The sequence below is a fragment of the Bradyrhizobium sp. LeoB3 genome (assembly GCF_055456055.1).
The window spans coordinates 52,074-76,380 of the sequence record NZ_JBVBEF010000039.1; the positions used below are offsets into that span (position 1 = coordinate 52,074).

Annotated in this window: 32 protein-coding genes; 20 read left to right on the plus strand and 12 right to left on the minus strand. The window is 62.9% G+C overall.

Annotated elements, in window-relative coordinates; translation table 11 throughout:
- Nucleotides 1-17: 17 nt before the first annotated feature.
- Nucleotides 18-1,592: an AMP-binding protein gene (locus ACZXDY_RS23760; RefSeq protein ID WP_464347159.1), complete on the minus strand. Its 1,575-nt coding sequence runs from the start codon at nt 1,590-1,592 to the stop codon at nt 18-20.
- Nucleotides 1,593-1,811: 219 nt separating this feature from the next.
- Complete coding sequence (locus ACZXDY_RS23765) at nt 1,812-2,231, minus strand: VOC family protein (protein ID WP_464347160.1); 420 nt, start codon at nt 2,229-2,231, stop codon at nt 1,812-1,814.
- 137 nt (nt 2,232-2,368) lie between these two features.
- Here ACZXDY_RS23765 and ACZXDY_RS23770 point away from each other — a divergent pair, with 137 nt between their 5' ends.
- The 10 genes from ACZXDY_RS23770 (at nt 2,369) to ACZXDY_RS23815 (ending at nt 8,318) form a co-directional block, all read left to right on the plus strand.
- Nucleotides 2,369-3,343 carry a Bug family tripartite tricarboxylate transporter substrate binding protein gene (locus tag ACZXDY_RS23770; RefSeq protein WP_464347161.1) on the plus strand — a complete coding sequence of 325 codons (975 nt, stop codon included), beginning with the start codon at nt 2,369-2,371 and terminating at the stop codon, nt 3,341-3,343.
- A 122-nt stretch (nt 3,344-3,465) separates the two neighbouring features.
- Nucleotides 3,466-3,741 carry a DUF3551 domain-containing protein gene (locus ACZXDY_RS23775; RefSeq protein WP_464347162.1) on the plus strand — a complete coding sequence of 92 codons (276 nt, stop codon included), beginning with the start codon at nt 3,466-3,468 and terminating at the stop codon, nt 3,739-3,741.
- 319 nt (nt 3,742-4,060) lie between these two features.
- Nucleotides 4,061-4,507 (plus strand): ArsR/SmtB family transcription factor, encoded by a 447-nt coding sequence (locus tag ACZXDY_RS23780; RefSeq protein ID WP_464347163.1) that lies wholly within the window; start codon nt 4,061-4,063, stop codon nt 4,505-4,507.
- On the plus strand, nt 4,390-4,863 hold the full coding sequence (locus ACZXDY_RS23785; RefSeq protein ID WP_464347164.1) for an SRPBCC family protein: 474 nt from the start codon (nt 4,390-4,392) through the stop codon (nt 4,861-4,863). The genes ACZXDY_RS23780 and ACZXDY_RS23785 overlap by 118 nt, the downstream gene beginning before the upstream one ends.
- A gap of 9 nt (nt 4,864-4,872) precedes the next feature.
- Complete coding sequence (locus ACZXDY_RS23790; RefSeq protein WP_464347165.1) at nt 4,873-5,610, plus strand: DUF899 domain-containing protein; 738 nt, start codon at nt 4,873-4,875, stop codon at nt 5,608-5,610.
- Between the two features lie 139 nt (nt 5,611-5,749).
- On the plus strand, nt 5,750-6,109 hold the full coding sequence (locus tag ACZXDY_RS23795; RefSeq protein ID WP_464347166.1) for a DUF1428 domain-containing protein: 360 nt from the start codon (nt 5,750-5,752) through the stop codon (nt 6,107-6,109).
- A gap of 121 nt (nt 6,110-6,230) precedes the next feature.
- Complete coding sequence (locus tag ACZXDY_RS23800) at nt 6,231-6,848, plus strand: hypothetical protein (protein WP_464347167.1); 618 nt, start codon at nt 6,231-6,233, stop codon at nt 6,846-6,848.
- Nucleotides 6,835-7,215: a winged helix-turn-helix domain-containing protein gene (locus ACZXDY_RS23805; protein WP_028162507.1), complete on the plus strand. Its 381-nt coding sequence runs from the start codon at nt 6,835-6,837 to the stop codon at nt 7,213-7,215. Before ACZXDY_RS23800 ends, ACZXDY_RS23805 begins: the two co-directional genes overlap by 14 nt.
- A 33-nt stretch (nt 7,216-7,248) precedes the next feature.
- Nucleotides 7,249-7,971: a di-trans,poly-cis-decaprenylcistransferase gene (locus tag ACZXDY_RS23810; RefSeq protein WP_464347168.1), complete on the plus strand. Its 723-nt coding sequence runs from the start codon at nt 7,249-7,251 to the stop codon at nt 7,969-7,971.
- 188 nt (nt 7,972-8,159) lie between these two features.
- Entirely contained in the window at nt 8,160-8,318 is a 159-nt protein-coding gene (locus ACZXDY_RS23815) for a hypothetical protein (RefSeq protein ID WP_165435197.1), read from the plus strand.
- Between the two features lie 28 nt (nt 8,319-8,346).
- Here ACZXDY_RS23815 and ACZXDY_RS23820 read toward each other — a convergent pair whose 3' ends face one another.
- A complete protein-coding gene (locus tag ACZXDY_RS23820) occupies nt 8,347-8,859 on the minus strand; it encodes a DUF1697 domain-containing protein (protein ID WP_464347169.1) in 513 nt (170 codons plus the stop codon).
- An 80-nt stretch (nt 8,860-8,939) separates the two neighbouring features.
- On the opposite strand from ACZXDY_RS23820, the gene ACZXDY_RS23825 reads away from it, so the two are divergent.
- The gene (locus ACZXDY_RS23825) at nt 8,940-10,151 is read left to right on the plus strand and encodes a threonine ammonia-lyase (protein ID WP_464347170.1); all 1,212 of its coding nucleotides are present in this window, start codon (nt 8,940-8,942) and stop codon (nt 10,149-10,151) included.
- Between the two features lie 43 nt (nt 10,152-10,194).
- On the opposite strand, the gene poxB is transcribed toward ACZXDY_RS23825, so the two are convergent.
- The 4 genes from poxB to ACZXDY_RS23845 form a co-directional block, all read right to left on the minus strand.
- Nucleotides 10,195-11,922: a ubiquinone-dependent pyruvate dehydrogenase gene (gene poxB, locus ACZXDY_RS23830; protein WP_464347171.1), complete on the minus strand. Its 1,728-nt coding sequence runs from the start codon at nt 11,920-11,922 to the stop codon at nt 10,195-10,197.
- A gap of 128 nt (nt 11,923-12,050) precedes the next feature.
- The gene (locus ACZXDY_RS23835) at nt 12,051-12,818 is read right to left on the minus strand and encodes an ABC transporter permease (RefSeq protein WP_464347172.1); all 768 of its coding nucleotides are present in this window, start codon (nt 12,816-12,818) and stop codon (nt 12,051-12,053) included.
- Nucleotides 12,815-13,636, minus strand: a complete 822-nt coding sequence (locus ACZXDY_RS23840) for an ABC transporter ATP-binding protein (RefSeq protein ID WP_464347173.1) — start codon at nt 13,634-13,636, stop codon at nt 12,815-12,817. Before ACZXDY_RS23840 ends, ACZXDY_RS23835 begins: the two co-directional genes overlap by 4 nt.
- Before the next feature lie 216 nt (nt 13,637-13,852).
- Nucleotides 13,853-14,827: an ABC transporter substrate-binding protein gene (locus ACZXDY_RS23845; protein WP_464347174.1), complete on the minus strand. Its 975-nt coding sequence runs from the start codon at nt 14,825-14,827 to the stop codon at nt 13,853-13,855.
- Nucleotides 14,828-15,014: 187 nt separating this feature from the next.
- Here ACZXDY_RS23845 and ACZXDY_RS23850 point away from each other — a divergent pair, with 187 nt between their 5' ends.
- The 6 genes from ACZXDY_RS23850 to ACZXDY_RS23875 all read left to right on the plus strand — a co-directional run bounded on the left by ACZXDY_RS23850 (nt 15,015) and on the right by ACZXDY_RS23875 (nt 19,282).
- The gene (locus ACZXDY_RS23850) at nt 15,015-15,644 is read left to right on the plus strand and encodes an aspartate/glutamate racemase family protein (RefSeq protein WP_464347175.1); all 630 of its coding nucleotides are present in this window, start codon (nt 15,015-15,017) and stop codon (nt 15,642-15,644) included.
- Nucleotides 15,645-15,906: 262 nt separating this feature from the next.
- A complete protein-coding gene (locus tag ACZXDY_RS23855; RefSeq protein ID WP_028162499.1) occupies nt 15,907-17,667 on the plus strand; it encodes a methyl-accepting chemotaxis protein in 1,761 nt (586 codons plus the stop codon).
- A gap of 149 nt (nt 17,668-17,816) precedes the next feature.
- On the plus strand, nt 17,817-18,278 hold the full coding sequence (locus ACZXDY_RS23860) for a DUF2267 domain-containing protein (RefSeq protein ID WP_464347176.1): 462 nt from the start codon (nt 17,817-17,819) through the stop codon (nt 18,276-18,278).
- A gap of 94 nt (nt 18,279-18,372) precedes the next feature.
- Nucleotides 18,373-18,555, plus strand: coding sequence for a hypothetical protein (locus ACZXDY_RS23865; protein WP_035689448.1), 183 nt, complete (start codon nt 18,373-18,375; stop codon nt 18,553-18,555).
- An 11-nt stretch (nt 18,556-18,566) separates the two neighbouring features.
- Nucleotides 18,567-18,785 carry a hypothetical protein gene (locus ACZXDY_RS23870; RefSeq protein ID WP_464347177.1) on the plus strand — a complete coding sequence of 73 codons (219 nt, stop codon included), beginning with the start codon at nt 18,567-18,569 and terminating at the stop codon, nt 18,783-18,785.
- 2 nt (nt 18,786-18,787) lie between these two features.
- A complete protein-coding gene (locus ACZXDY_RS23875; RefSeq protein WP_245287205.1) occupies nt 18,788-19,282 on the plus strand; it encodes a hypothetical protein in 495 nt (164 codons plus the stop codon).
- An 84-nt stretch (nt 19,283-19,366) separates the two neighbouring features.
- Here ACZXDY_RS23875 and ACZXDY_RS23880 read toward each other — a convergent pair whose 3' ends face one another.
- Nucleotides 19,367-19,978 carry an LOG family protein gene (locus ACZXDY_RS23880; protein ID WP_210164683.1) on the minus strand — a complete coding sequence of 204 codons (612 nt, stop codon included), beginning with the start codon at nt 19,976-19,978 and terminating at the stop codon, nt 19,367-19,369.
- Between the two features lie 252 nt (nt 19,979-20,230).
- On the opposite strand from ACZXDY_RS23880, the gene ACZXDY_RS23885 reads away from it, so the two are divergent.
- A complete protein-coding gene (locus ACZXDY_RS23885) occupies nt 20,231-20,632 on the plus strand; it encodes a hypothetical protein (RefSeq protein ID WP_464347178.1) in 402 nt (133 codons plus the stop codon).
- A 76-nt stretch (nt 20,633-20,708) separates the two neighbouring features.
- Here the strand turns inward: ACZXDY_RS23885 and ACZXDY_RS23890 are convergent, their stop codons facing one another.
- Nucleotides 20,709-20,921, minus strand: coding sequence for a hypothetical protein (locus tag ACZXDY_RS23890; protein WP_130225805.1), 213 nt, complete (start codon nt 20,919-20,921; stop codon nt 20,709-20,711).
- A gap of 161 nt (nt 20,922-21,082) precedes the next feature.
- Nucleotides 21,083-21,931, minus strand: a complete 849-nt coding sequence (locus ACZXDY_RS23895; RefSeq protein ID WP_028162492.1) for a hypothetical protein — start codon at nt 21,929-21,931, stop codon at nt 21,083-21,085.
- A 161-nt stretch (nt 21,932-22,092) separates the two neighbouring features.
- Here ACZXDY_RS23895 and ACZXDY_RS23900 point away from each other — a divergent pair, with 161 nt between their 5' ends.
- Nucleotides 22,093-22,320, plus strand: coding sequence for a hypothetical protein (locus tag ACZXDY_RS23900; protein ID WP_245287214.1), 228 nt, complete (start codon nt 22,093-22,095; stop codon nt 22,318-22,320).
- 148 nt (nt 22,321-22,468) lie between these two features.
- Complete coding sequence (locus tag ACZXDY_RS23905; RefSeq protein WP_464347179.1) at nt 22,469-22,906, plus strand: hypothetical protein; 438 nt, start codon at nt 22,469-22,471, stop codon at nt 22,904-22,906.
- A gap of 478 nt (nt 22,907-23,384) precedes the next feature.
- On the opposite strand, the gene ACZXDY_RS23910 is transcribed toward ACZXDY_RS23905, so the two are convergent.
- Both ACZXDY_RS23910 and ACZXDY_RS23915 read right to left on the minus strand, forming a co-directional pair.
- Nucleotides 23,385-23,906, minus strand: a complete 522-nt coding sequence (locus tag ACZXDY_RS23910) for an N-acetyltransferase family protein (RefSeq protein WP_464347180.1) — start codon at nt 23,904-23,906, stop codon at nt 23,385-23,387.
- A gap of 86 nt (nt 23,907-23,992) precedes the next feature.
- Nucleotides 23,993-24,184 (minus strand): ATPase inhibitor subunit zeta, encoded by a 192-nt coding sequence (locus tag ACZXDY_RS23915; protein ID WP_464347181.1) that lies wholly within the window; start codon nt 24,182-24,184, stop codon nt 23,993-23,995.
- Nucleotides 24,185-24,307: the final 123 nt, after the last annotated feature.

Sequence of the window (24,307 nt, forward strand, 5' to 3'; positions counted from 1 at the left end):
GAATGACAGCGTTCACCTCACTCCAGCATCTTCCGCAATTCCGCCTTCGCGACCTTCTCCAGCGTCGAGCGCGGCATGTCGTCGACGAAGCGGATTTCGCGCGGCACCTTGAAGTCGGCGAGCGCGTTGCGGCAGGCGGCCATGACATCGTCGTGCAGGCCTGCGGGTGCGACGCCGCCCTGCGGAATGATGAAGACCACCGGCACCTCCTCGAGCATCGGGTGCTTCTTTGCAACCACCGCCGCCTCGCGCACGCCTGCTACCACCGCGATCACCTGTTCGATCTCGGACGCCGCGACGTTCTCGCCGCCGACCTTCAGCATGTCCTTGGCGCGGTCGCCGAACTTGACGAAGCCGTGCTCGAGCAACGTGACGCGGTCGCCGGTCAGGAAATAGCCGTGCTCGTCGAAGCTTTCCTGGGTAGCCTTTTCGTTGTGCAGATATTCCTTGAACAGCGACAATCCGGGAATGCCCTTGATCGAGAGATTGCCGGTGCCGCCGACTTCCGTCGCCGAGCCGTCATCATTGGTGATCCGGATCGAGTATTCGCTCGCCGCGCGGCCGATCGACATCGGCGCGTTCGGCTGGTCGACCTCGCCGACGATGCCGTGGGTGATGGTCTCCGTCATGCCCCACCAGCCGATGGTCCTGACGCCGAACGCGGCAAAGGCCGGCGGCTCGCACACCGCCGTGCCCCAGAGCCGGAACTTGTGATTCTTCGGGATCTCGTGCTCCAGCAGCGCCTTCATGCAGAACGGGATGGTCGAGGTCCAGGTGCAGCCATGCTCCAGCGCGACGCCCCAGAACCGGCTTGCGGAAAAGCGCGGCTGGATCACGCAGGAGGCACCGACCCAGAGCGTCGCCAGCATCGAATAGGCCAGCGCATTGGTATGGAACAGCGGCAGGTAGGTCTGGTGCACATCGCCGGCATGCAGGTCTTCGTGCGCGGCATTGACCTTGGCGCCCCACAGCGCATTAGCATGGGTCCACAACACCGCCTTCGGGCGCGATGTCGTGCCGGACGTGTACTGCACGCTGCAGGGGACGAGCGGGTCGGTGGCGCGGCGCGGCCGGTCGGCGCTGTCAGCGAACAGCGCGTCAAAACTGTCGCCGCGTGAGGTGGCCTGTGCCGGCGCGGCGCCGGCGTTATGCGAGATCACGGCGATCCAGCGTAGCTCGCGACAATTGGCCGCGATCAGTTCCGCGTAGGCCGGCTGGGTGATGGCGGCGACCGCGCCGCAATGCCCGGCGAAATATTCCATCTCGGCGGCGGCCGAGCGCGTGTTGGTGGTGACCGCGATCGCGCCAAGCTCGACGCAGGCGAACCAGGCCAGCATCGCCTCGATGCAATTGTCGAGATGGATCAGCACATATTCGCCGGGCCTGATGCCGCGTCTCGCAAGTCCGGCGGCCAGCGCGCCGACGCGCTCGTGAAATTCGCCGTAGGTCCATTTCCGCGCCGGCGCCTCGAACGGCGCCCAGATCAGGAACGGGTGATCGCGCCGGACCTCGGCGCGCATCCGAAGCAGCCACGGCACGTCAAGGCCTGCGAACGGTCCCACGATAGCCGGTGCTGCGTGTGAATTGGTCATGCTTCCTCCCGTGCAACCTTGCCGGCTGCTTTCGTCTTGCTTGTTCGGAGGACAATTTTGCCACTGGATCGTGAGGTGATCAAATGGCGCTATTTCCTCCGTCATGGCCGGGCTTGACCCGGCCATCCACGAAACCGCGGCAAGAAAGACGTGGATGCCCGGGTCAAGCCCGGGCATGACGACTGAGGGCGTGCTCGGAAGGGTGCGCTTGCTTCGCGCTTACTTGCCGCCATCCTCATACGACGAAATCTCAATCAGGCTGCCGTCGGGATCGCGGCAATAGACCGAGCGCAGCATGCCGCGCGCGCCATGCCTGGCCACCGGGCCTTCCTCGATCTTGACGCCGTTGGCGTTCAGATGCGCGACCACCTGATCGGGCGTGCTGGAGGTGAGGAAGCAGAGGTCCTCGCTGCCGGGCGTCTCGTGGTCGGCCGTGAACCACTCGATCTTGGAGGCATCGCGCGGCCGCACATTGATCTTCTGGTTGCCGAACTCCAGCGATGTCCGTGGCGCCTTGCCTTCGCCGGGATCGAACACCTTGATCTCCATGCCGAGGATCCTGCTGTACCATTCGGTGGATCGCGCCACGTCTGATACGTTGATCACGAGATGGTCGAGCGCGTTCACCTTGACGGCCATGGCCTCATCCTTTCGTCGCGGTCCAGCGCGCAGGCCGCGCACTGGCTGTCCAATGCGTAGTTTGTTACAACGCGCGCCGTCACTAATTCAATAGAAACGGACCGGAGTGTGAACCCGGCCATATCGGAGGAAACTACATGATTTCACGCCGTACTGCGCTTGGCCTGATCGGTTCCGGGATTTCGACATTTGCGATCGGCCGCGCTTCGGCAGCGGCGGACTATCCGGCTCGGCCGGTCCGCTGGATCGTCGGCTATCCGCCGGGCGGCGCCACCGATATCCTGGCGCGCCTGATCGGGCAGCGGCTGTCGGAAAAGCTCGGACAGCAATTCGTGGTCGAGAACAAGCCCGGCGCCGGCAACAATATCGGCACGGAGGCCGCCATCAACGCCGAGCCGGACGGCTACACCGTGCTGCTGGTCAATCCCGCGAACTACATCAACGCCACGCTGTATGCGAATTTGAAGTTCAATTTCGTTCGCGACATCGCGCCGGTCGCCTCGTTCCAGCGGGTGCCGAACGTGATGACCGTCAACAAGGATGTCCCGGCCAAAAACGTCGCCGAGTTCATCGCATATGTGAAGGCCAATCCCGGCAAGGTGAACATGGCCTCATCGGGCAATGGCACTTCGGTGCATCTCTCCGGCGAGATGTTCATGGCGATGAGCGGCGCCAAGATGCAGCACGTGCCCTATCGCGGCGCGGCGCCGGCCATCACCGACCTGCTTGCCGGTCAAGTGCACGTGATCTTCGACAACATGCCCTCGATCATCCAGCATATCCGCTCCGGCTCATTGCGGGCGCTCGGCGTCACCACGGCGGAGCGTTCATCGCAACTGCCCGACGTGCAGGCCATCAGCGAGACCGTGAAGGGCTATGAGGCGAGCGCCTTGTTCGGCATGGGAGCGCCAAAGAACACACCGAAGGAGATCATCGCTAAGCTCAACAGCGAGATCAACGCTGTGATGGCCGAGCCCGCGATGAAAACACGTTTGGTTGAACTGGGCGGCGAGCCGCGCATCCAGACGCCGGAGGCGTTCGGCGCGGAGATCGTCGCCGAGACCGAAAAGTGGAGGAAAGTCGTCGAGGGCGCCGGGCTCAAGGTGGAATAGGACACAAGCGCGCACCAGCCAGAACCTTCCTGCGGCAAACGCGTTCTGAACCTTGACGCCGGCGATGCGACTACGAAGATGCGGGGCAATGGTCAGCTTGGCCCAGGCGAAGGAGAACGACGATGCGCAAACTGATGTTGGCAGTGCTGGCCGCGACGGCCGTCGGGGCGGGTGTCACCGCCGGCTCCGCTCCTGCCGCGGCCTATGACTATCCCTGGTGCGCCCAAGGCAGGGGCTTTGGTATTCCGGGCGACTGCTCGTATCAAACCTATGGCCAATGCATGGCGAGCGCGTCCGGCCGCAACCTCTATTGCAACATCAATCCACGCGTCGCGTTCGGCCAGCAACAGCCGCCGCGCCGCGGTCGCGTGCATAGGGACTATTATTATTACAACTGAGCTTGCGAACGGCGCGCTTCACGCGGTGCGCCTTCGCGGCGCGAGTTGATGTGCCCTCTCCCCTTGTGGGAGAGGGCTGCGACGGCGCCAGCAACAGACCCGCTAGGGTGAGGGGTTGTCTCCACAATCACCGTCACTCGCGGAGACAACCCCTCATCCGTCGCGCATTGCATGCGCGCCACCTTCTCCCACAAGGGGAGAAGGAAAGAACGGCGCGCGCTAGTCGCCTCTGTCCCGTTCTCTTGCGCGCCAGATTTTCGTGAATGTTCTCGCGATACGCGCCATTGACTCGTGATCGATCGCGTCTATACTAAACCACATGGTTAAGTATCTAGACGAGACGCTGGACCGCACTTTCGCGGCGCTTTCCGATCCCACCCGCCGTGCGCTTCTGGCACGGCTTGGCGAGAAGGACGGCTTGTCCGTGAGCGAGCTCGCGCAGCCATTTCAGATGTCGCTGCCCGCGATCATGAAGCATCTCGACGTGTTGTCGGACGCCGGCCTGATCACGCGGGAGAAGACCGGCCGCACGGTGGCGTGCCGGCTGACCGCGCAGCCGATGGAGCAGGCGATGGACTGGCTCAATCGCTATGCGCGCTTCTGGTCTGACAATTTCGATCGCCTTGCCGCCTTCGTGGAGGAAGACCCATGGCCATCAGCACCGCCAGCCCCGGCGCCGCCGCGCGCCCCGGCCTCACCCTTACGCGCCGCCTCCGCGCGCGGCCGGAAAAAGTCTACGCCGCGTGGACCGAACCGGAAAACCTAGTGCAATGGTTCGGGCCGGCGAATGTGAAGCCCGGCTCGGTGCAGGCCGAACTCGACGTTCGCGCCGGCGGGCGCTACCGCGTCAGTTTCACGGGCAACGACGGCGAATATCACCAAGTCGGCGGCGTCTATCGCGAGGTCGTGCCAAACGAGCGATTAGTGTTCACCTGGGCCTGGCATTCGACGCCCGAGCGCGAGTCGCTGGTGACCGTATCGCTGAGGTCAGATGGCGCCGGCACGCTGCTGACCTTCCATCACGAACAGTTCGTCGACGAGACCGCGCGCGACGACCACGAACGGGGCTGGAGCGAGTCCCTCGGCAAGTTGGAAAAGTTCGTCACCTCAACGTTGTCATAGGAGCATGCCATGCAGCCACACAAGACCGTATCACGTGAGGAATGGCTCGAAGCCCGCAAGGTCCATCTGGCGCATGAAAAGGAATTCACCCGTGCACGAGATGCCCTCAGCGCGGAGCGCCGGGCATTGCCGTGGGTCAAGGTCGATAAGGCCTACATGTTCGACGGAGCGAACGGCAAAGTGGCGCTCGCCGACCTGTTCAAGGGCAGGCCGCAACTCGTCGTGCAGCACTTCATGTTCGCACCCGATTGGGACGAAGGTTGCAAGAGCTGTTCGTTCTGGGCCGACGGATACGAGCGCCTGATCCCGCATCTTGCAGCGCGCGACACCACGCTGGTGGCGATCTCGCGTGCGCCATTCGAGAAGCTGGAAGCGTTCAGGAAACGGATGGGCTGGACGTTCGACTGGCTGTCCTCGGCCAACAGCGACTTCAACCATGATTTCGCCGTGTCGTTCACGCCGGAAGAAGTGAAGTCGGGCGCTAAGATCTACAATTTCGGCACGTCCGGCTTTGGTATCGAGGAGGCGCCTGGCATCAGCGTGTTCTATCGCGACGAGACCGGCGCCATCTTCCACACCTATTCGTGCTTTGCCCGCGGCACAGACATGATGAACGCGGCCTATCAGTATCTGGATCTCACGCCGCTCGGCCGGCATGAAGAGGGCCTGCCTTATCCGATGGACTGGGTGCGGCACCGTGACCAATACCAGCCCACGCCGGTTCAGGCATCCTGTTGCCATAGCTGAGAGCCACTGTCGTCGTTCCGGGGCGATGCGCGAGCATCGAACCCGGAACCTCGAGATTCTCCGATGCGCAATTGCGCATCAGAGTTCACGCGCCGCGTGCCCCGGAATGACGATGGCTGAACAACAACAGGAACCGCCCATGACCTATGTCGATGGCTTCATCGTCGCCGTCCCGAAGAAGAATCTCGCCGCCTATGCCCGCTTGTCGCGGAAGGCCGGCAAGATTTGGCGCGAGCATGGCGCGCTGGACTATCGCGAATGGGTCGCCGAGGACGTCAAGCCCGGCAAGCTCACCTCGTTCCCGCAAAGCGTCAAGCTGAAACCCGGCGAAACCGTCGTGTTCGCCTGGATCACCTACAAATCGCGTGCCCAGCGCGACAAGATCAATGCCAAGGTGATGGCGGATGAGCGCCTCAAACCCATGATGAACGGAAAGTCGATGCCCTTCGACGGCAAGCGCATGATCTATGGCGGATTTGCGAGCCTGGTGAAGGTGTAGCGGCGCTGGCGCTACACAAACTGTTTCCATGGAGACGGCCGAAGTGATCCAGTCGGCCGCTGGCTCACTTGCGCCCCTCTCGCGACTCGGTATACTTTGCAATGCAAAGTTCGGACAACCGATGCGCGATCTCGACAAGGCCCTGGCCGACATTCTTGCCATCCGCAGCCAGATTGCGGCCGGCACGGCGTTCCGCGGCTATGGCCCGGCGACCGTGGCCGCCACCGGCGGCGTCGCGCTCTTGACAGCCATCCTGCAGTTCCTCTGGCTCAACAATCCGACCGGGAACCCGCTCACCTTCTTTGGCGGCTGGACCATCGCCGCGCTGCTTTCGGCCGCGCTGATCTGGACCGAGATGCGGGCGCGCTCGCGCCGGCATCATTCCGGGCTTGCGGACGCCATGATCCAGCAAGCGGTCGAGCAATTCCTGCCCGCGGGCGTCGCCGGCGTCTTGCTCGCGATCCTGTTGTGGAAGTTCGCGCCCGAAACGCTGTGGATGCTGCCCGGCCTGTGGCAGGTGCTGGTGAGCCTCGGAGTATTCGCTTCTGTCCGCTCGTTGCCGCGCAGCATCGCCTTTGCCGGCGCCTGGTATTTCCTCTCGGGCTTTGCGGTGCTGGTGGTAGCGAGCCAGAGCCACGCCTTGTCGCCCTGGACCATGGGCCTGCCCTTCGTCGTCGGTCAGGTTTTGATGGCTGCCCTGTTGTATTTCGCCACCGGAGAAAACGATGTCGAAGATTGAAGCCAACAACGCGCCGTTCTCCTATGACGGTCTTGACCGCGTGATCCACGAGAAGGCGCGACTCGGGCTGATGACCTCGCTGATGACGCATCCGAAGGGATTGGCGTTCGCCGATCTGAAGCAGCTTTGCGGATTGACCGACGGCAATCTCAGCCGTCATCTGCAGGTGTTGCAGGAAGCCGGACTCGTCGAAGTCACCAAGGGCTATGAGGGCAACCGCCCGCACACCACTTGCCGCCTCACCAAGGCGGGCCGCCGCCGCTTCCTCGACTATCTGGCTGTGCTGGAACGGCTGGTGCGCGACGCCGCCAAGGCCGCGGGCAAGGAGGGCGCCGCGCCTTCCCAGCTCGGCATCCTGCCGGCCTGATCACGCTTCCCTTTTTTGATCGGAGACTTTGTAATGCAAAGTGATCTTTCCTCCAAACTTCACGTCGGCATCATCATGGACGGCAATGGAAGATGGGCGACGCGGAAGGGGTTGTCGCGGCTGCGCGGCCACGAGGCCGGGGTCGAAGCGATCCGCCGCATCGTCGAGGCAGCGCCCGAACAGGGTATCGGCACGCTGACACTCTATGCCTTCTCCAGCGACAATTGGCGCAGGCCGAAGACCGAGGTCACCGCGCTGATGGGCCTGTTGCGCTTCTATCTCGCCAACGAGATCCAGGCGCTGGTGCGCAATGGCGTCCGCCTCACCGTGATCGGCCGCCGTGACCGTCTGCCCAACGGCATTGCGGCTGCGATCGCCCGTGCGGAAGACGCGACGGCTGATGGCGACACCCTGCATCTGCGCATGGCGGTCGATTACTCCGCCCGCGATGCCATCCTCAACGCCGCGACCCGGGTCGCCGGCTTTGGCAAGCTCACGCGCGAAACCTTCTCCGAGCTCGTTACCGGCGAGCCGAATCTGCGCGACGTCGATCTCATCATCCGCACCAGCGGCGAAAAGCGCCTGTCCGATTTCATGCTGTGGGAAGGCGCCTACGCCGAGCTGCACTTCACCGATCGGATGTGGCCGGAGTTCGACGGGGACGATCTCGCCGAGGCGCTAGCCTCCTTCCATGGCCGGGAACGCCGCTTTGGCGGCCTGCAAGCGGTCGCGCTGGAGGAAGTGCCGAGCCTCTGAGCTTGGCCCTCGGCGCCATTGAGCCCGCGACCAGGTCGGCCTCGAACCGCAGGAAAATCGGCGGCGCGGCAAGATGGCTTGTCGAAGCCGCGCCTGATTTGCGTCATCGTCGTCACACTAGGTTAACCCTTAGCGGCTAGCTAGGCGCACCGACCTTCCCGCGAACCAGTACAACCAGGGTCATTCCCATGGACAAGCAGATGCGCTGCCAATGCGGCCGGCAACGGACCGTCGCGCTGGACAAGCATTTCCGTACCGTCCTGCATTGTGAGAATTGCGACGTGGTCGAGCGGGCCGAGCCGGTCAGGCCGCGCGAGCACGCCCAGGCCGCACTCCAGGACGCCTGAGCCGGTCTCCACTTCGCCTAGGGATGCTCTAACTGCCCGACGCGAGCTCCACGAGCTTGGCGATCGTATTGATGTTCCGCGCGGTGCCGTTTGCGGCTGCCGGTATCTTCAGCTTCGAGCGACCCATGCCTGAGCCATAGGCGACATAGATCTCGCGCTTGCCGAGGCGCACGTCCTCGTCCTGCTGCCCCCTGATCGCGGCAAGCGCATCGGGCGGCGGCGCTTCGTCGAGGAAGATCGCAACCGTCCAGTTCGGCTGCGCCTTGGGGAACGGATTGGCCTTCAGCACCGCGGCCATCTCCTCCGCAGTCCTGATCACCACGCCGATCGGGCTGCCCGCATAGGCCTGCAGCCGCTTCTCCAATGCAGCCTTCACCTTCCCGGCGGGCAATTTGCTGTCGAACACCACATTGCCGCTGGCGATATAGGTTTGTACGCTTGCAAATCCTTCGGCGACGCACATCGCTTTCAGCTCGGCCATTGGCAGCTTGCCGGTTCCGCCTACATTCACGGCACGGAGCAGGGCAATATAGGTTGGCATTCCAGACCGTATCCAAGGAGGGAGGCCGTGAGCATGCCACAGGCGCGCCAACAGGAGCTACAGGACAAACCGAGGTCAACTTGAAAAACCTTCCGATCACCCTGGCCGATATCAGGGCCGCCGCGGCCACCATCCGCGATTCCGTCATCGTCACCGCCTGCAACCAGAGCCGGACGCTGAGCGAGATCTGCGGCTGCGAGATCTGGCTCAAATTCGAGAATTTGCAGTTCACCTCCTCCTTCAAGGAACGCGGGGCGTTGAACCGCCTGCAGGCTTTGTCCCCGGGGGAACGACAGCGCGGCGTGATCGCGATGTCGGCCGGCAATCATGCGCAGGGCGTCGCCTACCACGCCTTGCGGCTCGGCATTCCCGCCACGATCGTGATGCCGATCGGCACGCCGATGGTGAAGATCGAGAATACGCGGCGCCATGGCGCCGAAGTCATCATCTCCGGCGCGACGCTGGAGGACGCCGCGCAGTTTGCCCGCAAGCTTTGCGAGGCACGCGGCATGACCTTTGTCCATCCCTATGACGATCCGCTGATCATGGCTGGCCAGGGCACGATTGCACTGGAGATGCTGGCGTCCGTGCCGGATCTGGATGTGCTCGTCGTGCCGATCGGCGGCGGCGGGTTGATCTCGGGCATCGTGATCGCAGCCAAATCGCTCAAGCCCGGTTTGAAGATCATCGGCGTCCAGGCCCACCTCTACCCGTCGATGCACAACGCGGTCAGGAACGAGCATCTGCCGATGCGCGGCGACACCCTTGCCGAGGGCATTGCGGTCAAGTCGCCGGGCCAGATCACGACCAAGATCGTGCGCGAATTGGTCGACGACATCCTGCTGGTCACGGAAGATCAGATCGAGCGCGCGGTATCGATGCTGATCTCGATCGAGAAAACGGTCGTCGAAGGGGCCGGTGCCGTGGGCCTCGCGGCGGTATTGGCCGCGCCGCAGCGCTTCGCGGGGCAGAAGGTCGGCCTGGTCCTGACCGGCGGCAACATCGACACGCGCCTGATCGCCTCGGTGCTGACGCGCGAACTCGCGCGCGAGGGACGGCTGACGCAGCTCACGCTCGACATCGTCGACCGACCCGGCCAGCTCGCCGCGGTCTCGGCGCTGCTCGCCGAAGCCGGTGCGAATATCATCGAGGTCTCGCACCAGCGCACCTTCTCGGCGCTCCCGGCCAAGGCGACGCTGCTCGAGCTCGTGATCGAAACCCGTGACCGCGCGCATCTGGACGATGTGCTGGCCAAGCTCGCGGGATCGGGTTTTTCGGCGCGCTGCACGTAGCGGCGGTGATCTCACCTCTCCCGCAAGCGGGAGAGGGCGCCTCTCACCGCAAGAGATTGGTCCGCGCCAGCGTGACGACCTCGTCGGCGCGGCCGTTCAGCACCGCCTGCACCATGTAGAGCGTAAAGCCCTTGGCCATCTCGGTGGTGACCTTGGGCGGCATCGCGAGCTCCAGACGGTTGACGACGGCGTCGATCACGACGGGTCCGGGATGCGCGAAAGCTTCGGCAAGCTTGCCCTCGACCTCGGACGGATCCTCGATGCGGACACCCTTGATGCCGGTGGCCTCCGCCATGGCGGCAAAGTTCGGGTTCTTCAACTCTGTGCCGGTGTCAAGGAAGCCGGAGGATTTCTGCTCGAGCTCGATGAAGCCGAGCGCGCCATTGTTGAACACGATCACCTTCACCGGCAGCTTGAGCTGGGAAAGGCTGAGGAGATCGCCCATCAGCATGGTGAAGCCGCCATCGCCGGAAAGCGAAATGACCTGGCGTCCCGGTGCAGCCGCCTGGGCGCCGATCGCCTGTGCCATCGCGTTGGCCATCGAGCCATGCCAGAACGAGCCGATCAGGCGGCGCTTGCCGTTCATCGCGAGATAGCGCGCCGCCCAGACTGTCGGCAGGCCGACGTCGCAGGTGAAGATCGCGTCCTCACTGGCGAGCTGGCTTGCGACACGCGCGATCTGCTGCGGATGCAGCGTGCCGCCCTTACGGCCGGAGGCGAGCTCGTCGAGGCCGCGGCGCGCTTCGGCATAATGCTTGCGCGCACCGTCGAGAAACCGCCGATCATCCTTGGCCGTCAGTCGCGGCAACAATGCGCGCACCGTCGGGCCGACCTGTCCGATGACGCCGAGCTCGACCGGCACGCGCCGGCCGATCGCCTCGGGCCTGACGTCGACTTGCGCGATCCGCGCGCCCTTCGGATAGAACTGCCGATAGGGGAAGTCAGTGCCGAGCATCAGCAGCGTGTCGCAGTTTTCCATGGCGTGATAGCCCGAGGAAAACCCGATCAGGCCGGTCATGCCGACGTCGTAAGGATTGTTCCACTCGACATGTTCCTTGCCGCGCATGGCGTGGACGATCGGCGATTTCAGCGCTTCCGCGAGCTGCATCAATTCGTCATGCGCGCCGGCGCAGCCGCTGCCGCAGAGCAGCGTGACGCGCTCCGACTGGTTCAGGAGGTCGGCGATCTGCTTGAGTGCGGCATCCGATGGCGCCACCTCCGGCTGCGACAGCACCAGCCCTGTCGATGCCGAGGCCGAGGTGCCGGTGGCTGGCTTGAGCGCGATGTCGCCGGGAATCACGATGACGCTGACGCAACGTTCGCCGATCGCACGCCGCACGGCGATCTCGATCGCGCGGGGCATCTGTTCGGCGCTCGACACCAATTCGCAATAGGTCGAGCATTCCTTGAACAGATGCTCCGGATGCGTCTCCTGGAAAAAGCCCGAGCCGATCTCGGGCGAAGGGATATGCGCGGCGATTGCCACTACCGGCACACGCGAACGATGGCAGTCGAACAGGCCGTTGATCAGATGCAGATTGCCGGGACCGCAGCTTCCGGCACAGACGGCGAGTTCGCCCGTGATATGCGCCTCGGCGCCGGCGGCGAAGGCCGCGACTTCCTCGTGGCGCACATGCAGCCACTCGACGCCGCCGTGGCGGCGCAGCGCGTCAGTGAAACCGTTCAAGCTGTCGCCGACAATGCCGTAAATGCGTTTCACGCCGGCTGCGGCAAAGGTCTCGACCATCTGGTCGGCAACGGTGCGGGCCATGAGATTCTCCCTGGAGAATGGAGGTTTCGATCGGGGCATGCGTCCGGCGGCCTAGAAGATAGGCCATTCGGCCGACTGGGATATTTCGGGTTCGCACGACCTCGTCCTGAGGCCGGAAAGCGCCGCTCCTAGCGGCCGGCCCAGTGCACGAAGCGGCGTTCGATCAATAGAAACAAGAGATTGAGCGCGTAGCCGAGCGCGCCGGCGGCAAAGATCGCCGCATACATGCCGGGCATGTCGAACAATTGCTGCGCTTCGAATACGCGCTGGCCGAGCCCGTCGGTCGAGCCGATGAACATCTCGGCGACCACGATGATGACGAGCGCAAGCGACACGCCGTTGCGCAAGCCCACGAAGGTCTGCGGCAGCGATTCCAGGAGCATCACGTCGAACAGCACGCGCGTGCGCGATGCGCCCATCACCTTGGCGGCAAGCAGGCGCGTCTTCCGCGCGTTCATGACGCCGTAGGCGACGTTGAACAGGATGACGAGGCCGGCGCCGAACGCGGCCACGGAAATCTTGGTGCGGTCGCCGACGCCGAACAGCACCAGGAACAGTGGAAACATCGCGGAGGCGGGCGTCGAACGGAAGAAGTCGATCAGGAACTCCACCGAGCGATAGAGCTTCTCCGAGGAGCCGAGCAGGATGCCGAGCGGAATGGCGATGACTGCCGCAATTGCGGTGGAGGAGATCGTCCGCGCCACCGTCTTGACGAAGTCGACGCCGAGCTTGCCGCTGGTCATGCCTTCCCACAAGGTCCTGAACGTCTCGGCGGGCGAGGGCAGCAGCACGGGATCGACCAGCTTCAGTCCGTTCACCAGCGTCCAGACGGCGAGCAGCATCGCAACGCCAACCAGCGGCAGCAACGCCCTCGCGATTTGCTGGCGTCCTGTCATCCGCGGCGCACCTCGTGCTGGAACAGCTTCAGGCAGTGTGCCTTGGTGGCGACGAAGGAAGACTCTGACATCGTCTTGTCCGTGCGCGGCCGCGGCGCGTCATACGGCACGAACTCGACCACCCGTGCCGGATGGCGCGACAACAGCAGCACATAGTCGGAGAGATATACGGCTTCTTCGAGGTCGTGCGACACCAGCACCGTCGTCGTCTTCGTTTCCATGAACACGCGCTGCAGCTGCTCGCGCATGAACAGCGTCATCTCGTAATCGAGCGCGGAGAACGGCTCGTCGAGGAACAAGACCTCCGGCTCGACGATCAGCCCGCGCATGATCGAGACGAGTTGCTGCTGTCCGCCGGAGAGGTAGTAGGGATAGAGCGCAAGGTCGATCTTGACGCCGAGACGCGCCACCAGCCGCTCCACGCGCAGCTTGCGTTCCACCTTCGGCACGCCCATCAGCTTCAGCGGATAGGCGATGTTGTCGAACGCCGGCAGCCACGGAAACAGGGCCTCGCGATAGTTCTGGAACACATAGCCGAACTTGACGCGACTGAGCGGCCGCCCGTCGAACAGCACCTCGCCGCTATCAGCGGGCACCAGCCCTGCGATCATGTTGATCAGCGTGCTCTTGCCGCAGCCGTTTGGTCCGAACACGGAAATGAGCTTGCCGCGCGGAATATCGAAATCGAAGGCGTCGTAGATGACAGCGTCGGGATAACGCTTGGAAAGCCCGCGGATCGTGACATGCGGCGCCGTCCGGCGCGCCTCGTCGAAGCCGCTGGACAGCCCGCTCGCCACGCTTGCGGTCGTGCTGGTCATGCAGGGCTATCGCACATGGAGGGCGGTCCCTTCGCGGCCCATCCTTCGAGACGCCCGCCATTGGCGGGCTCCTCAGGATGAGGTCTGATTCCGTGGCGGAATCCTAGACCCTCATGGTGAGGAGCGCCGCTTGCGGCGCGTCTCGAACCATGAGGCCCGCCTCGTCCATAGCCGCCAAATAGCCAAATGCGATAGCCCTGGATCGTCATGCGCGCCTCAGAACCTGTGCAGGAACTTGGTGACGTCGATCTTTTCGGGCACGACGCCGATCGAGTTGCCGAAATCCGACAATGCCTGCAGATCGGCAAGCTGCTCCTTTGTCATATCGCCGACCATCACATAGCCAAGCATCGGCACCATATCGACCACGTTATCCGGCGTGAACGTGTTCTTGGCGAGGTGTTTCCGCGCTTCATCCGGATTGGCGTTGATGAAGGCAATCGCCTTGGCCCAGGCGGCCGCGAAGCGTTTTGCCACATCCGGTCGCTTCTGGATGAAATCGGCTGTCATCGCGCAGCCGGCGGCGTAGGCGTTGGCATTCTCATTGCCGAGGATGTATTTCGAGATCACCCCGGCCTCGATCGGGTGCGCGACGCCTGCCTTGATCATCATCGATGCATTCGGCTCGAGCGTGTAGCCGCCGTCGAAGGTGCCGGCCGTCATGGCGTTGACGTGCTGGCCCATGTCGAGCTGGTCGATCGTGTAGTCGCCTGCCTTCAGGCCGTTCTTGGCGAGGATCGCCTTTGCGGTGTTGATGTTGGCCGGTCCCGGCGCCGACATCAGTTTGGCGCCCTTGAGATCGGCGATCGTTTTCGCCGCAAAGCCATTGCGGACGACGAACTGTTCCATCTTCCAGACCTTGGTCTGGCTGTTGAGGCTGATATAGGTGGCGACTCCCGGCTTCTTGACGTTGGCGTTGAGGCCTTCGAGCGTGACCAGAACCGCCGAGACCTCGATCTGGTTGGTCATCAGCGCCGCGACGTTGGCGGGCCCACCCAAAAGCTTCGTCATCTCGGGCTCGATGTTCCGTTCCTTGAAGAACCCGCGTTCCAGCGCGACGAAATAAGGCAGCGACGACGACAGCGGGAATACGCCGACGGCGACCTTGTCCTGCGCCTGCGAGGGGGCGGGCAGCGCCGCAATGGCTGCGAGCAGGGCAAAAATCGCGGTCACTCTGGTCATCAACTGCATGGAAATTTCCCCTGGGAAGTCCCGTCGGAAGTAGCAAGAAGCGTGCCGCGATAGACTATCATGGCGATCTCCGCGTAAGCTCGCCTTGGACGCCTGACGACAGCAATGTGATCGTCGACCGGCTCGGCCGCGACATAGGTAGAGCGCTGACGAGCATCGGCAACTGATCGAGAGTAGAACAACGACAATGCGCATCGCCCTTATTCACGCCCTGAAGCATTCGATTCAGCCGATCGAGTCATCGTTCGCGACGCTGTGGCCGGAGGCGCGGCTGATGAACCTGCTCGACGACAGCCTGTCGGCCGATCTCGCGCGCGACGGCCGGCTCACCGACGCCATGACCGAGCGTTTCCTCGCGCTCGGCCGCTATGTCGTGAGCACGGGCGCCGATGCGATCCTGTTCACCTGCTCCGCCTTCGGACCCTGCATCGAGGCGGTGGCGCGGGCGCATGCGCCGATGCCGGTCTTGAAGCCCAATGAGGCGATGATCGAGCAGGCTGCACGAAGCGGCCGGAAGGTCGGCCTGCTCTCGACATTTCCGCCGACCTTGGCCTCCATGCCTCGCGAGTTTCCTGCCTCGATTGAGCTCGTACCGAGGCTGGCGGAAGACGCGCTGGCGGCGCTCGATCGCGGCGACCGCGCCGAGCATGATCGGCTTGTGATCGAAACGTCGAAAGACTTGCGCAACTGCGACGTCATCGCGCTCGCGCAATACAGCATGGCGCCGGCGGCATCGGCGGTTGAGCAAGCGTCAGGACGACCGGTGCTCACGACGCCGGATAGCGCCGTGTTGAAGTTGAAGGAGATGCTCTGCTGACGGTATCCTTTGCGGATGAGTGCGCTGCCGAATTTTCCTGACCAACCGTCTTCTGGACGAAGGGATACATCAGGGAGTTGTGCGAACTGAGCGTTCGCGCCTCGGCATATGAAGCATGCTTTTTCTGCAAGCAATCATCACTCGCTCTCGGGTTGTTTCATCGCTTTCGCTGCCGTCGTTTAACGTTACTTAAACAGCCCCAGCAATAAGTTCGCCCCGGCTGACGAGGTTGGGCCAAAGGCAAGACTGCAACGGGGTGGGCATGATCAAAGGTATTCAAAACTTGCGGATCGGAGCCAAGCTTGGCATCGCATCCGCGCTCGGCGTGATCTTCGTCGCGCTGATGATCATCAATCAATTGACAACGAATGCCTCAGTCAGCCGCACCAATGAGAGCGTGCTCCTGCAGTCCAACATCGCGCGCGCGGCAATCGACGCCAAGGCGGCAGCGCGCGGCCTGCAGGTCGGCGCAGCTAACATCCGCGTTGCAACCATCGATGAAGAGTTGCAGAAGGCCACCGAGTATCTGGCGGCACGCTACAAAGGATTCCTCGGGTTCATCGATGAGATCTCCCGTCTGACGACCGCCGATACGCGCTCGCAGTTGGAGAAGCTGAAGAGCACGGCGACTGCCTATGAGTCCGCCGCCGAGAAACTCGCGAAGATGAAAACCGAGCTTCTGGAAATTGCCTCCGTCGAAGCTTCCGGGCTCACGATCTCGAGCGAGGCTCAGGCGCGCGCCGCCCAGTTGACGACGGATTCACGACAGATCGCCAACGATGTCATGCTGCCGCTTTCAGCGGAGCTCGAGTCGAACGCCAACACGATCGTGGACCGCGCCAAGCAGGTCATGGCCGGCGAGATCGAAAAGGCGGCGCAGCAGGCCGCCTCGGCCGACAGGATGTCGCTCGCAATCGGCGGCGTTGCGGCCCTGCTGCTGATCGTGACCTCCGTGCTGTCGGCGCTTTCGATCGCGGGACCGATGCGCAGCCTGAGCCGGGCCATGCAGGAACTCGCCAATGGCAATTTTGATGTCCAGTTGCCTGGCATCGGGCGCAAGGACGAAATCGGCGCGGTCGCGAGCGCCGTCGAGGCGTTCAAGGTCAAGGCGGAAGAGAAGGCGGTGCTCGAGGCCGAGTCCAAGCGCCGGCAGGATGACCTCCTCGCCGGGCAGCGCCGGGCCGAGATGATCAAGCTTGCGGACGCTTTCGAGGGAGCGGTAGGCGAGATCGTCAGCACGGTCTCGTCGGCGTCGGCGGAGCTGGAGCAATCGGCAAAGGCGCTCACCTCGACGGCCGAGCGCGCCCAGGAAATAACGGTCGCTGTGGCATCGGCCTCCGAAGAAGCGTCGGCCAACGTGCAATCGGTGGCGACTGCCACGGAACAACTGTCGTCTTCCGTGAACGAGATCAGCCGCCAGGTCCAGGACTCGGCGCGAATCGCGGCGGACGCGGTCGGCCAGGCGCGCGCCACCACCGAGCGCGTGAGCGAACTGTCCAAGGCCGCAAGCCGCATCGGCGATGTGGTCGAGCTCATCAACACCATTGCAGGCCAGACCAACCTGTTGGCGCTCAACGCCACCATCGAGGCTGCGCGCGCCGGCGATGCAGGCCGCGGGTTTGCGGTCGTCGCGTCCGAGGTGAAGGCGCTGGCCGAGCAGACGGCGAAGGCGACCGGCGAAATCGGTCAGCAGATCGCCGCGATCCAGACCGCGACCGATCAATCGGTCGGCGCCATCGGCCAGATCAGCAACACGATCGAATCGCTGGCGGAGATCGCCTCGACGGTCGCCGCTGCGGTCGAAGAGCAGGGCGCGGCGACGCAGGAGATCGCGCGCAACGTGCAACAGGCCGCGCAAGGCACTGAGGAAGTTTCTTCGCGGATTACCGATGTCCAGCGCGGCGCCACCGCGACAGGCTCGGCGTCCACGCAGGTGCTCTCGTCCGCGCAATCGCTGTCGCGCGACAGCAGCCGGCTCCAGACGGAAGTCAGCCGGTTCCTGCAGACCGTGCGGGCTGCCTGAATGATGCCGGTGGCGGCGCTGCCACCATTATAGATGTCTGCCCGGCCGCCCAGCGACAAATACCGGCGCCCGCTCGTCGACTGCAATATTCGCGACCTATGCGTCCGCGCATCGTTAGCCCTGCGTCTTGCACACGAAGGGTGATCCCCATGAGTGCGACAGGTCTCGAGGTATTCGACAGAACCATCCACCTCACCAATTCATGGCTGGATGAGATCATGGAAACCTTGCCACGCGACCGGCAGCTGGCGTGGCATGCGCTGGGCGCGGTGTTGCGGACCATACGCGATCGGGTTCCGATCGAACTCGCGGCGCATCTCGGTGCACAGCTTCCGCTGATCGTGCGCGGCACGTATTATGATCGATTCCGCCCGAGCGATGCTCCGCAAAACTGGCGGTCAGCGGAACAGTTCCTGTCGATCATCACGGCCGAGCTAAGCTCGACACGGCCGGTCAGCGCGCCTGACGCGGCGCATGCTGTGTTCCAGGTGCTGAACCACTATGTCGATCCTGGTCAGGTCGAGAAGATCCGCCACGCATTGCCGGAGGAAGTCCGCGCGATGTGGCCGGAATCGAAGAGGACGCCGCGGCGCGCGGAGCCGGTTTCCTGATCGTTACGCCGTCGGGTTTTCGATGACAGTGAAGTGAACCCATGCATTTCGCGTGCGTTATCCTATGTCACTTTGGATGGAACAGGAGTCCATCATGACCAAGCCACCACCGGTGCCGCCGGAGAACCAGAGCCGCAAGGGTACGGGTGATCCGAAGTCCGGCAATGCCCATCAGGCGCGCACGACGCGCGGGCACGTGGAAAATCCCGACGAGCAGGGGCAGTCGGCGAACACCAAGCAGAACACCACCCATCAGGGCTATCAGCAGGATCGCTGAAGGAGCGCATCATGTCCACTTCAACCAAGACGCCGGCGAGCATTCGCCAGGGCGGCCCCGGTGCTGCGCACGAAAACGCTCAGGCGCCACTTGAGGCCAAGAAGCCGGCCGCCGACGATCCCAGGCGACGTCACAGCCGGATTTCCGGCGGCGGTGGCGAGCGCGACAGCCACCACACGCACGAACCGGAACACAAGGGCGGGGGTACGCATCCGGCACCGAAGGGGTGATTATGACGAAACACGCCAAGACGAAACGGCCGAGCGACGTCGATCTTCATCGCAATCCCCTGATCGGCGGATCGAAGGGCGTCACGATGGCGCAGGCAACGCCAGATGATCTCGAGGATGTCGAAGGCGAGAACACCTTTGAGGGCGACGTCGAGAACGACACCAACCCGCAGGGTGGTATCGAGGCGCCGGATCGCCGGCAGGGCCGCCCGTCGCGCGATCAGACGCCGAAATCGCGCAAGACGGTGCTGCAGGGCAAGAAGACCCATGAGCAGCAGTTGCGGATGCTGGAACGCAAGCCCGATGTTCCCGATGCGCGCAATCTCGAGCAAGGAGGCGCGCGGAATGTGGAAGATGCGACCGTAAGACGTCCGAAACAGGATGTGCGCCAGTCGGAATTTCCGGTGAGCCGCGGCGGGCTGAACCAGGAAAGCCACCACAACAAGCACAACGATCCCGGTCAGAGCGGCCATAAGCCGCAGAAGCATGGCGGGTGAAGCGACTGAAATCGTGATCCGATTGAAATGAATCGGATCACGGTTTCACCTCTTCGTTTGAGCATGCTCTTTTCGGACCGTCTCTTATGGCTTGGCGGCCGCGTCCGTGCGCAGCCATTTTCGTGGCGGCGCCTGGTAGGCCGCAAAGCGACGCAGCAGCGCCTCTACTTTGGTTTCGATGATGAGCATCTCGGCGTAGGCTCTGATCGTGAATCCTTCAGCCACCATCCGCTCCACCATCGCCATCAACGGCGCGAAGTAATCCTTCACGTTCAGCAGGCCGCACGGCTTTTGGTGAATCCCGAGCTGGGCCCAGGTCCATTCCTCGAAAAGTTCTTCGAGCGTCCCGGCGCCGCCCGGCAGCGCGATGAAGCCGTCGGATAGCTCGGCCATCATCGTCTTGCGCTCGTGCATGGTCTCGACGATGTGAAGCTGGCTCAGGCCCGTGTGTCCGATCTCGCGCTCGACCAGCGCGCGCGGAATGACGCCGACCACGCGTCCGCCCGCCGCGAGCGCCGCGTCTGCCACCGCTCCCATCAGCCCGACCTTGCCGCCGCCATAGACGATGGTGATGCCGGCCTTTGCCAGCGCCTGTCCGGTGGCGACCGCGGTCTCCAGGTAAATCGGATCACGGCCCGGGCTGGAGCCGCAGAAGATACAGACGGATTTCAGCGCTTTGGCGTTTTGGTTCTGCATTGGACGTGTGCGGACCTTTCGTGCTGCAAACGATTCGCCGACGGTTCGACGTTAGCATGAGGGGCGGGGGAATCGCGGCGCCGCGCTACAACGTGAACGCGCGGCAGGTCGGTAGTGTGGATGATCTGCTCACATATATTTGAAATCAAACAAGAATCTCTTCATGCACCGAGCTCGCGCCGGATCGGGTTTTGCGACCCTCGGTAACCTATGCCGTTTCGGAAAGGACTTCATCAACCGTCCTCGGGAAAATTGTTCGACGATTATGTTGCCGGCGGTGCCGGCGCGCAGCCGCTGATCGTCGGCTACGAGAATCAATTGGTGGAGTGGGTGCTGCAGGATGCCGAGCGCTGGAAGCGGCTGGAGGCCAATGCGCCGGCCAAGCCGGTGATCCTCTATCCGCAGCCGACGGTGTTCTCCGCGCATCCGTTGATCAGCATCGAGCGCCAGGCCGAGGACCTCATCGATGCGCTGACGAGCGACAGCCTGCTCGAGATGGCATGGGAGGATCACGGATTCCGCGGCCCGCTCGGCACCATCGGCAAGGCGCGCGTTGCACTGTTGCAATCGCGCCTGATCGAGCGCATCGACGCGGTGCTACCGATGCCGGATGCCCCGGTCATGCTGGCGCTGCTCGACCGGCTGGCGGCGTAGCGCGCAAGCGCTGCATCACACCGTTAATCGCTCGGCGACAAACTCAGAGCCGAAGCTCCAGGCTATGACGGCGATCTCAATAGTTGGACTTCGGTCCGCCGTGATACTGGCGCACGTTGGGCCAGTATGGTGCCGGCTCGAAAGCGTAAGGGTAGTACGCGGCTTGTGCAGCGTAAGCTGCCGCGGACCAATGCGTGCGCGCGTGCGTTTTGGAGCTGCCTGCAAACGCCGCGCCCGAGAATGCGATGAGGATGACGACTGATGCAGCCAGTGCGAGTTTGTTTGTCATGAATTCCTCCTTGTGCCCCCGCTAACGAATGCATCTCGCGGTAACCGCGAGCGGTGCCGCGTGTCGGAACTTGGGAGGTCAGGGTTACGCGGGCATTTCAGGCGCCCGAACATTCGGTTACATCTGCCACATGCCGCGTGCGCCCTGGCAATTGATCAGCGTCACAACTCCGGACCGGACAGCCTCATCTCTCGTTCCGCCCTGAACACATTGCTGTAAAGGTTTGCGATCCATTGGCGGCCGCTTGACGTGACGTTCAGGTATCGAATGGCGGTCGATATCTGCGGCGCGACGGTGTTCCAATAGAACTGCGGATATTTGTACACGACATCGGCCGGGGTATCGTAGCCGAGCTGCTTGTTCATCCCGGTCTCTTCGAATTCATAGAAGAGAGCGTTGGCCTTCCTCAGATAGTTGGGGTCGCCAAGTTGGCCGATCAGGTCCGCGGCGCGCAGCAGCAGGCCCTCTTCATTGTTCAGATCGTCGTCGGACGATGACGGTGCGTAGGGAAATCGCGTGTATTCGATCGCGCGCGCCATCCGGTTGGCGTCGACGTGTTCAACACCATCGAAGCGCTCCAGCGCGAACAGTTTGGACCGGTCCACGTGATAGGGTGCGAGCGCTGCATCGGACGCGCCGCGCGGAAGCCGGATGGTCGTGCCGGTGACATCGGCGACATAGACGTCGTCCCCGTCTCCTTGAAGGACGCCACGGACATAACCGATGTCGTGGATCAGGCAGGCCAGGATGAAATTTGAATAGTCCTCGGCCGTCGTCGGCCGCGACAGGGCGCGCCCCATCAGGATGTCATGGCCGGCCAAGGTGACCAGCATCGAGTGCTCGATATCGTGATAGAGCGCGTCGCTGTTGCCGATGCATTCGAGCGCCAGGCGTGCCGCATATGGCAGGAGCTCGTTGAGGTAACCGTAAGACGCGCCGAACCGTCCGTTTGTCTCGGAGGCCAGAAACGCGCCGAGCGCCTGCGCGGTGAGATGTGGTATCGTGAGCATGTTGCTGCTCGCTCGATCGAGACTGAAATTTAGCACAGTCCGTTCGAACCGTCTTTAGGCAGCGTGCCGAAAATGCTATGGATCGGGCGGTGGAAACGCCAGGGGAGCGCCTGTTGATCTGGGTCAAACGCAGTGGACTTGTCGTTTCCTTCTCACTTTTCGTGTGCACCGCACACCAGGCGAAGGCCGTCCCGCTCACGCCGTTCCGCTATCAAGCCCAGGCGCAACGCCATTGCCCCGGTGATTCCGTGGTTTGGCTCGATTTTCGGCGCGCGCGCTATTATTTGAAAGGGCAGAAACGTTACGGGCTGGGTCTCACCGGAAGTTTTGTGTGCAGGAGCGAAGCCCAGGCGAGCGGCTACCGCCGCTCCCTTCTCGGGCTGAGGTAGCGATACCTCTGACCGCACGTGGTGGATGTGTGAGCTGGGTGCCATGGCGAAGCCTGCGTTAAGGTCGCCCTGCAGGGGCGGTCGTGTCGCGCGACGGCTGTACGTCCGGCGAGCGCGCCCGTGATGTTGGAACGAAGAGGAAGTGCAGATGAAGATCGCCTTGAGCATCGCCCTGCTGGTCGTGATGACTTCGGGCGCCGCCGCGCAATATCCCGGCAACTATTCCGCCAATCCATATGCCCCGAATTCTACGGGGAACGCATTCGGTGCTGGCAGTCCCTACAATCCAAACAGCATCAACAATCCGTACGGGCGATATGGCAGTGTCCACAGCAACAGCTCCGCCAACAATCCGTACGCGATGGATGCACCCAAGCTGTATGACAGCCAGGGAAGCTATCGTGGGCGCCTAAGCAGCAGCCGGTATGATCCGGATTCGATTTCAAATCCATACGGCCGCTATGGGAGTCGTTTTTCTCCGGATAGTGTCAACAATCCCTTCGGTGCTGGAAATCCGTACGTACCGGATAGCCCGACGAACCCGTATGGCCAGGGTCTCTCCATTCAAGGAGCTGATGACGACTGAAGGGCTTGCGTCGCTCGAGCCGAAGACGAAGGGGGCCGCCGCGAGCTGAGCGATTGCCATCCTATGAGAGGCTGAGAGATCACATGCGACCAGCGTCGGAAGAAAACGAGGCTGCGCCTTCAGCCAGGCAAGCGTTGTTATACTGCGAGCTTCCGGTGGCACAAACTGCACTGGTCAATTGCCAGCCGCAGCCACATCATGGCGCTGTGGAGTATCGGGGCTATGCCGTCGTTCTCAAATCCGAACCGAGCGAAAACAATAGTGATCTTCGCTATCGCCCGATTGCGTTGGCGCAAGGGCGTTCTCGGATTGAGGTCTGGCTTGTTGTGGGTTGCCGAGAATGACTTGGTATTCAAAGCGGCCGTGATCTCGCTCGGAATATTTTCTGGGGCAATAACCGCAGTTGCCGTGCTCTACCTGTGATCCAGGCAGCAGGGCCATGATAGGCGCATGGCAGCAGGGAGTCCGACCATCGTTTTTAGCTGAGCGCCAGCGCCAGATGGATCGTTTGCGGGTCTCCCCGCGCGACGGGCTTGAAGCCGAACTTTCCGAACACTTTCAGCATTGCGGCATTTTCAGGCAAGACCTCTGCGGTCAATTCCTGTAGCCCGGCATTGCGAGCGATGCCGACGAGGTGACGCATCAGGATCGAACCGATGCCGCGTCCCTGCCAGGCATCGACGACCACGAATGCCATCTCGGCTCGCCCGGGCTCGAATACAACGTATCGACCTCCTCCGACGATCGCCGGCCGACCGGCTTCCTCGATGAGTGCGACAAGCGCGACATGATTTCTGAAATCGATGTCCATGAAGAAGGCGCGCTCCTTCTCCGAGAAGCCGCGCTTCACCGCAAAGAAACGGCGTTGCAGGGATTGCGTGCTCGCCCGCCCGACCGCAGCAAGCATGTCGGCCTCATCGTCCGGCCGAAGCGATCGGATTTCGATGTGGCTGCCGTCGTTCAGACGCTCGTGCGCGGTGTAGGTTGCGGCTTCCGGCATCTGCTGCCTCTTGTTCCAATCATTCGACGGCCCGTCTCGCTGACCAGGCGGAGTGAGGAGACCTGCACCGGAGCATGGCGCTCGTTTCAACCAAGAGTGCCGAGCGAAAGCAGGAGGTTGCGTCCTCCGATCAATCCAAGCTGTACGGCTGCCCAGTTGCCCGGCAACTTGTTGGCTCGGGCCATCGCTTTGAATCGCAGCTCCTCGTCACGAGCGAATTTCGCTTCCACCGCCTTTTCCCGTTCGTCGAAGGTGGTTGCCGTGACATCGGCAATCAAACCTGCCACTCGGGACCAGGGTGCTTGATCTAGATCAAGTCGCCATTAGCAGTCTGCTGAAGAACCCCCTCGCCACCGAGGGGGCTTGATGATTCACTTGTCATCTCGAATCGGCGGAGATGC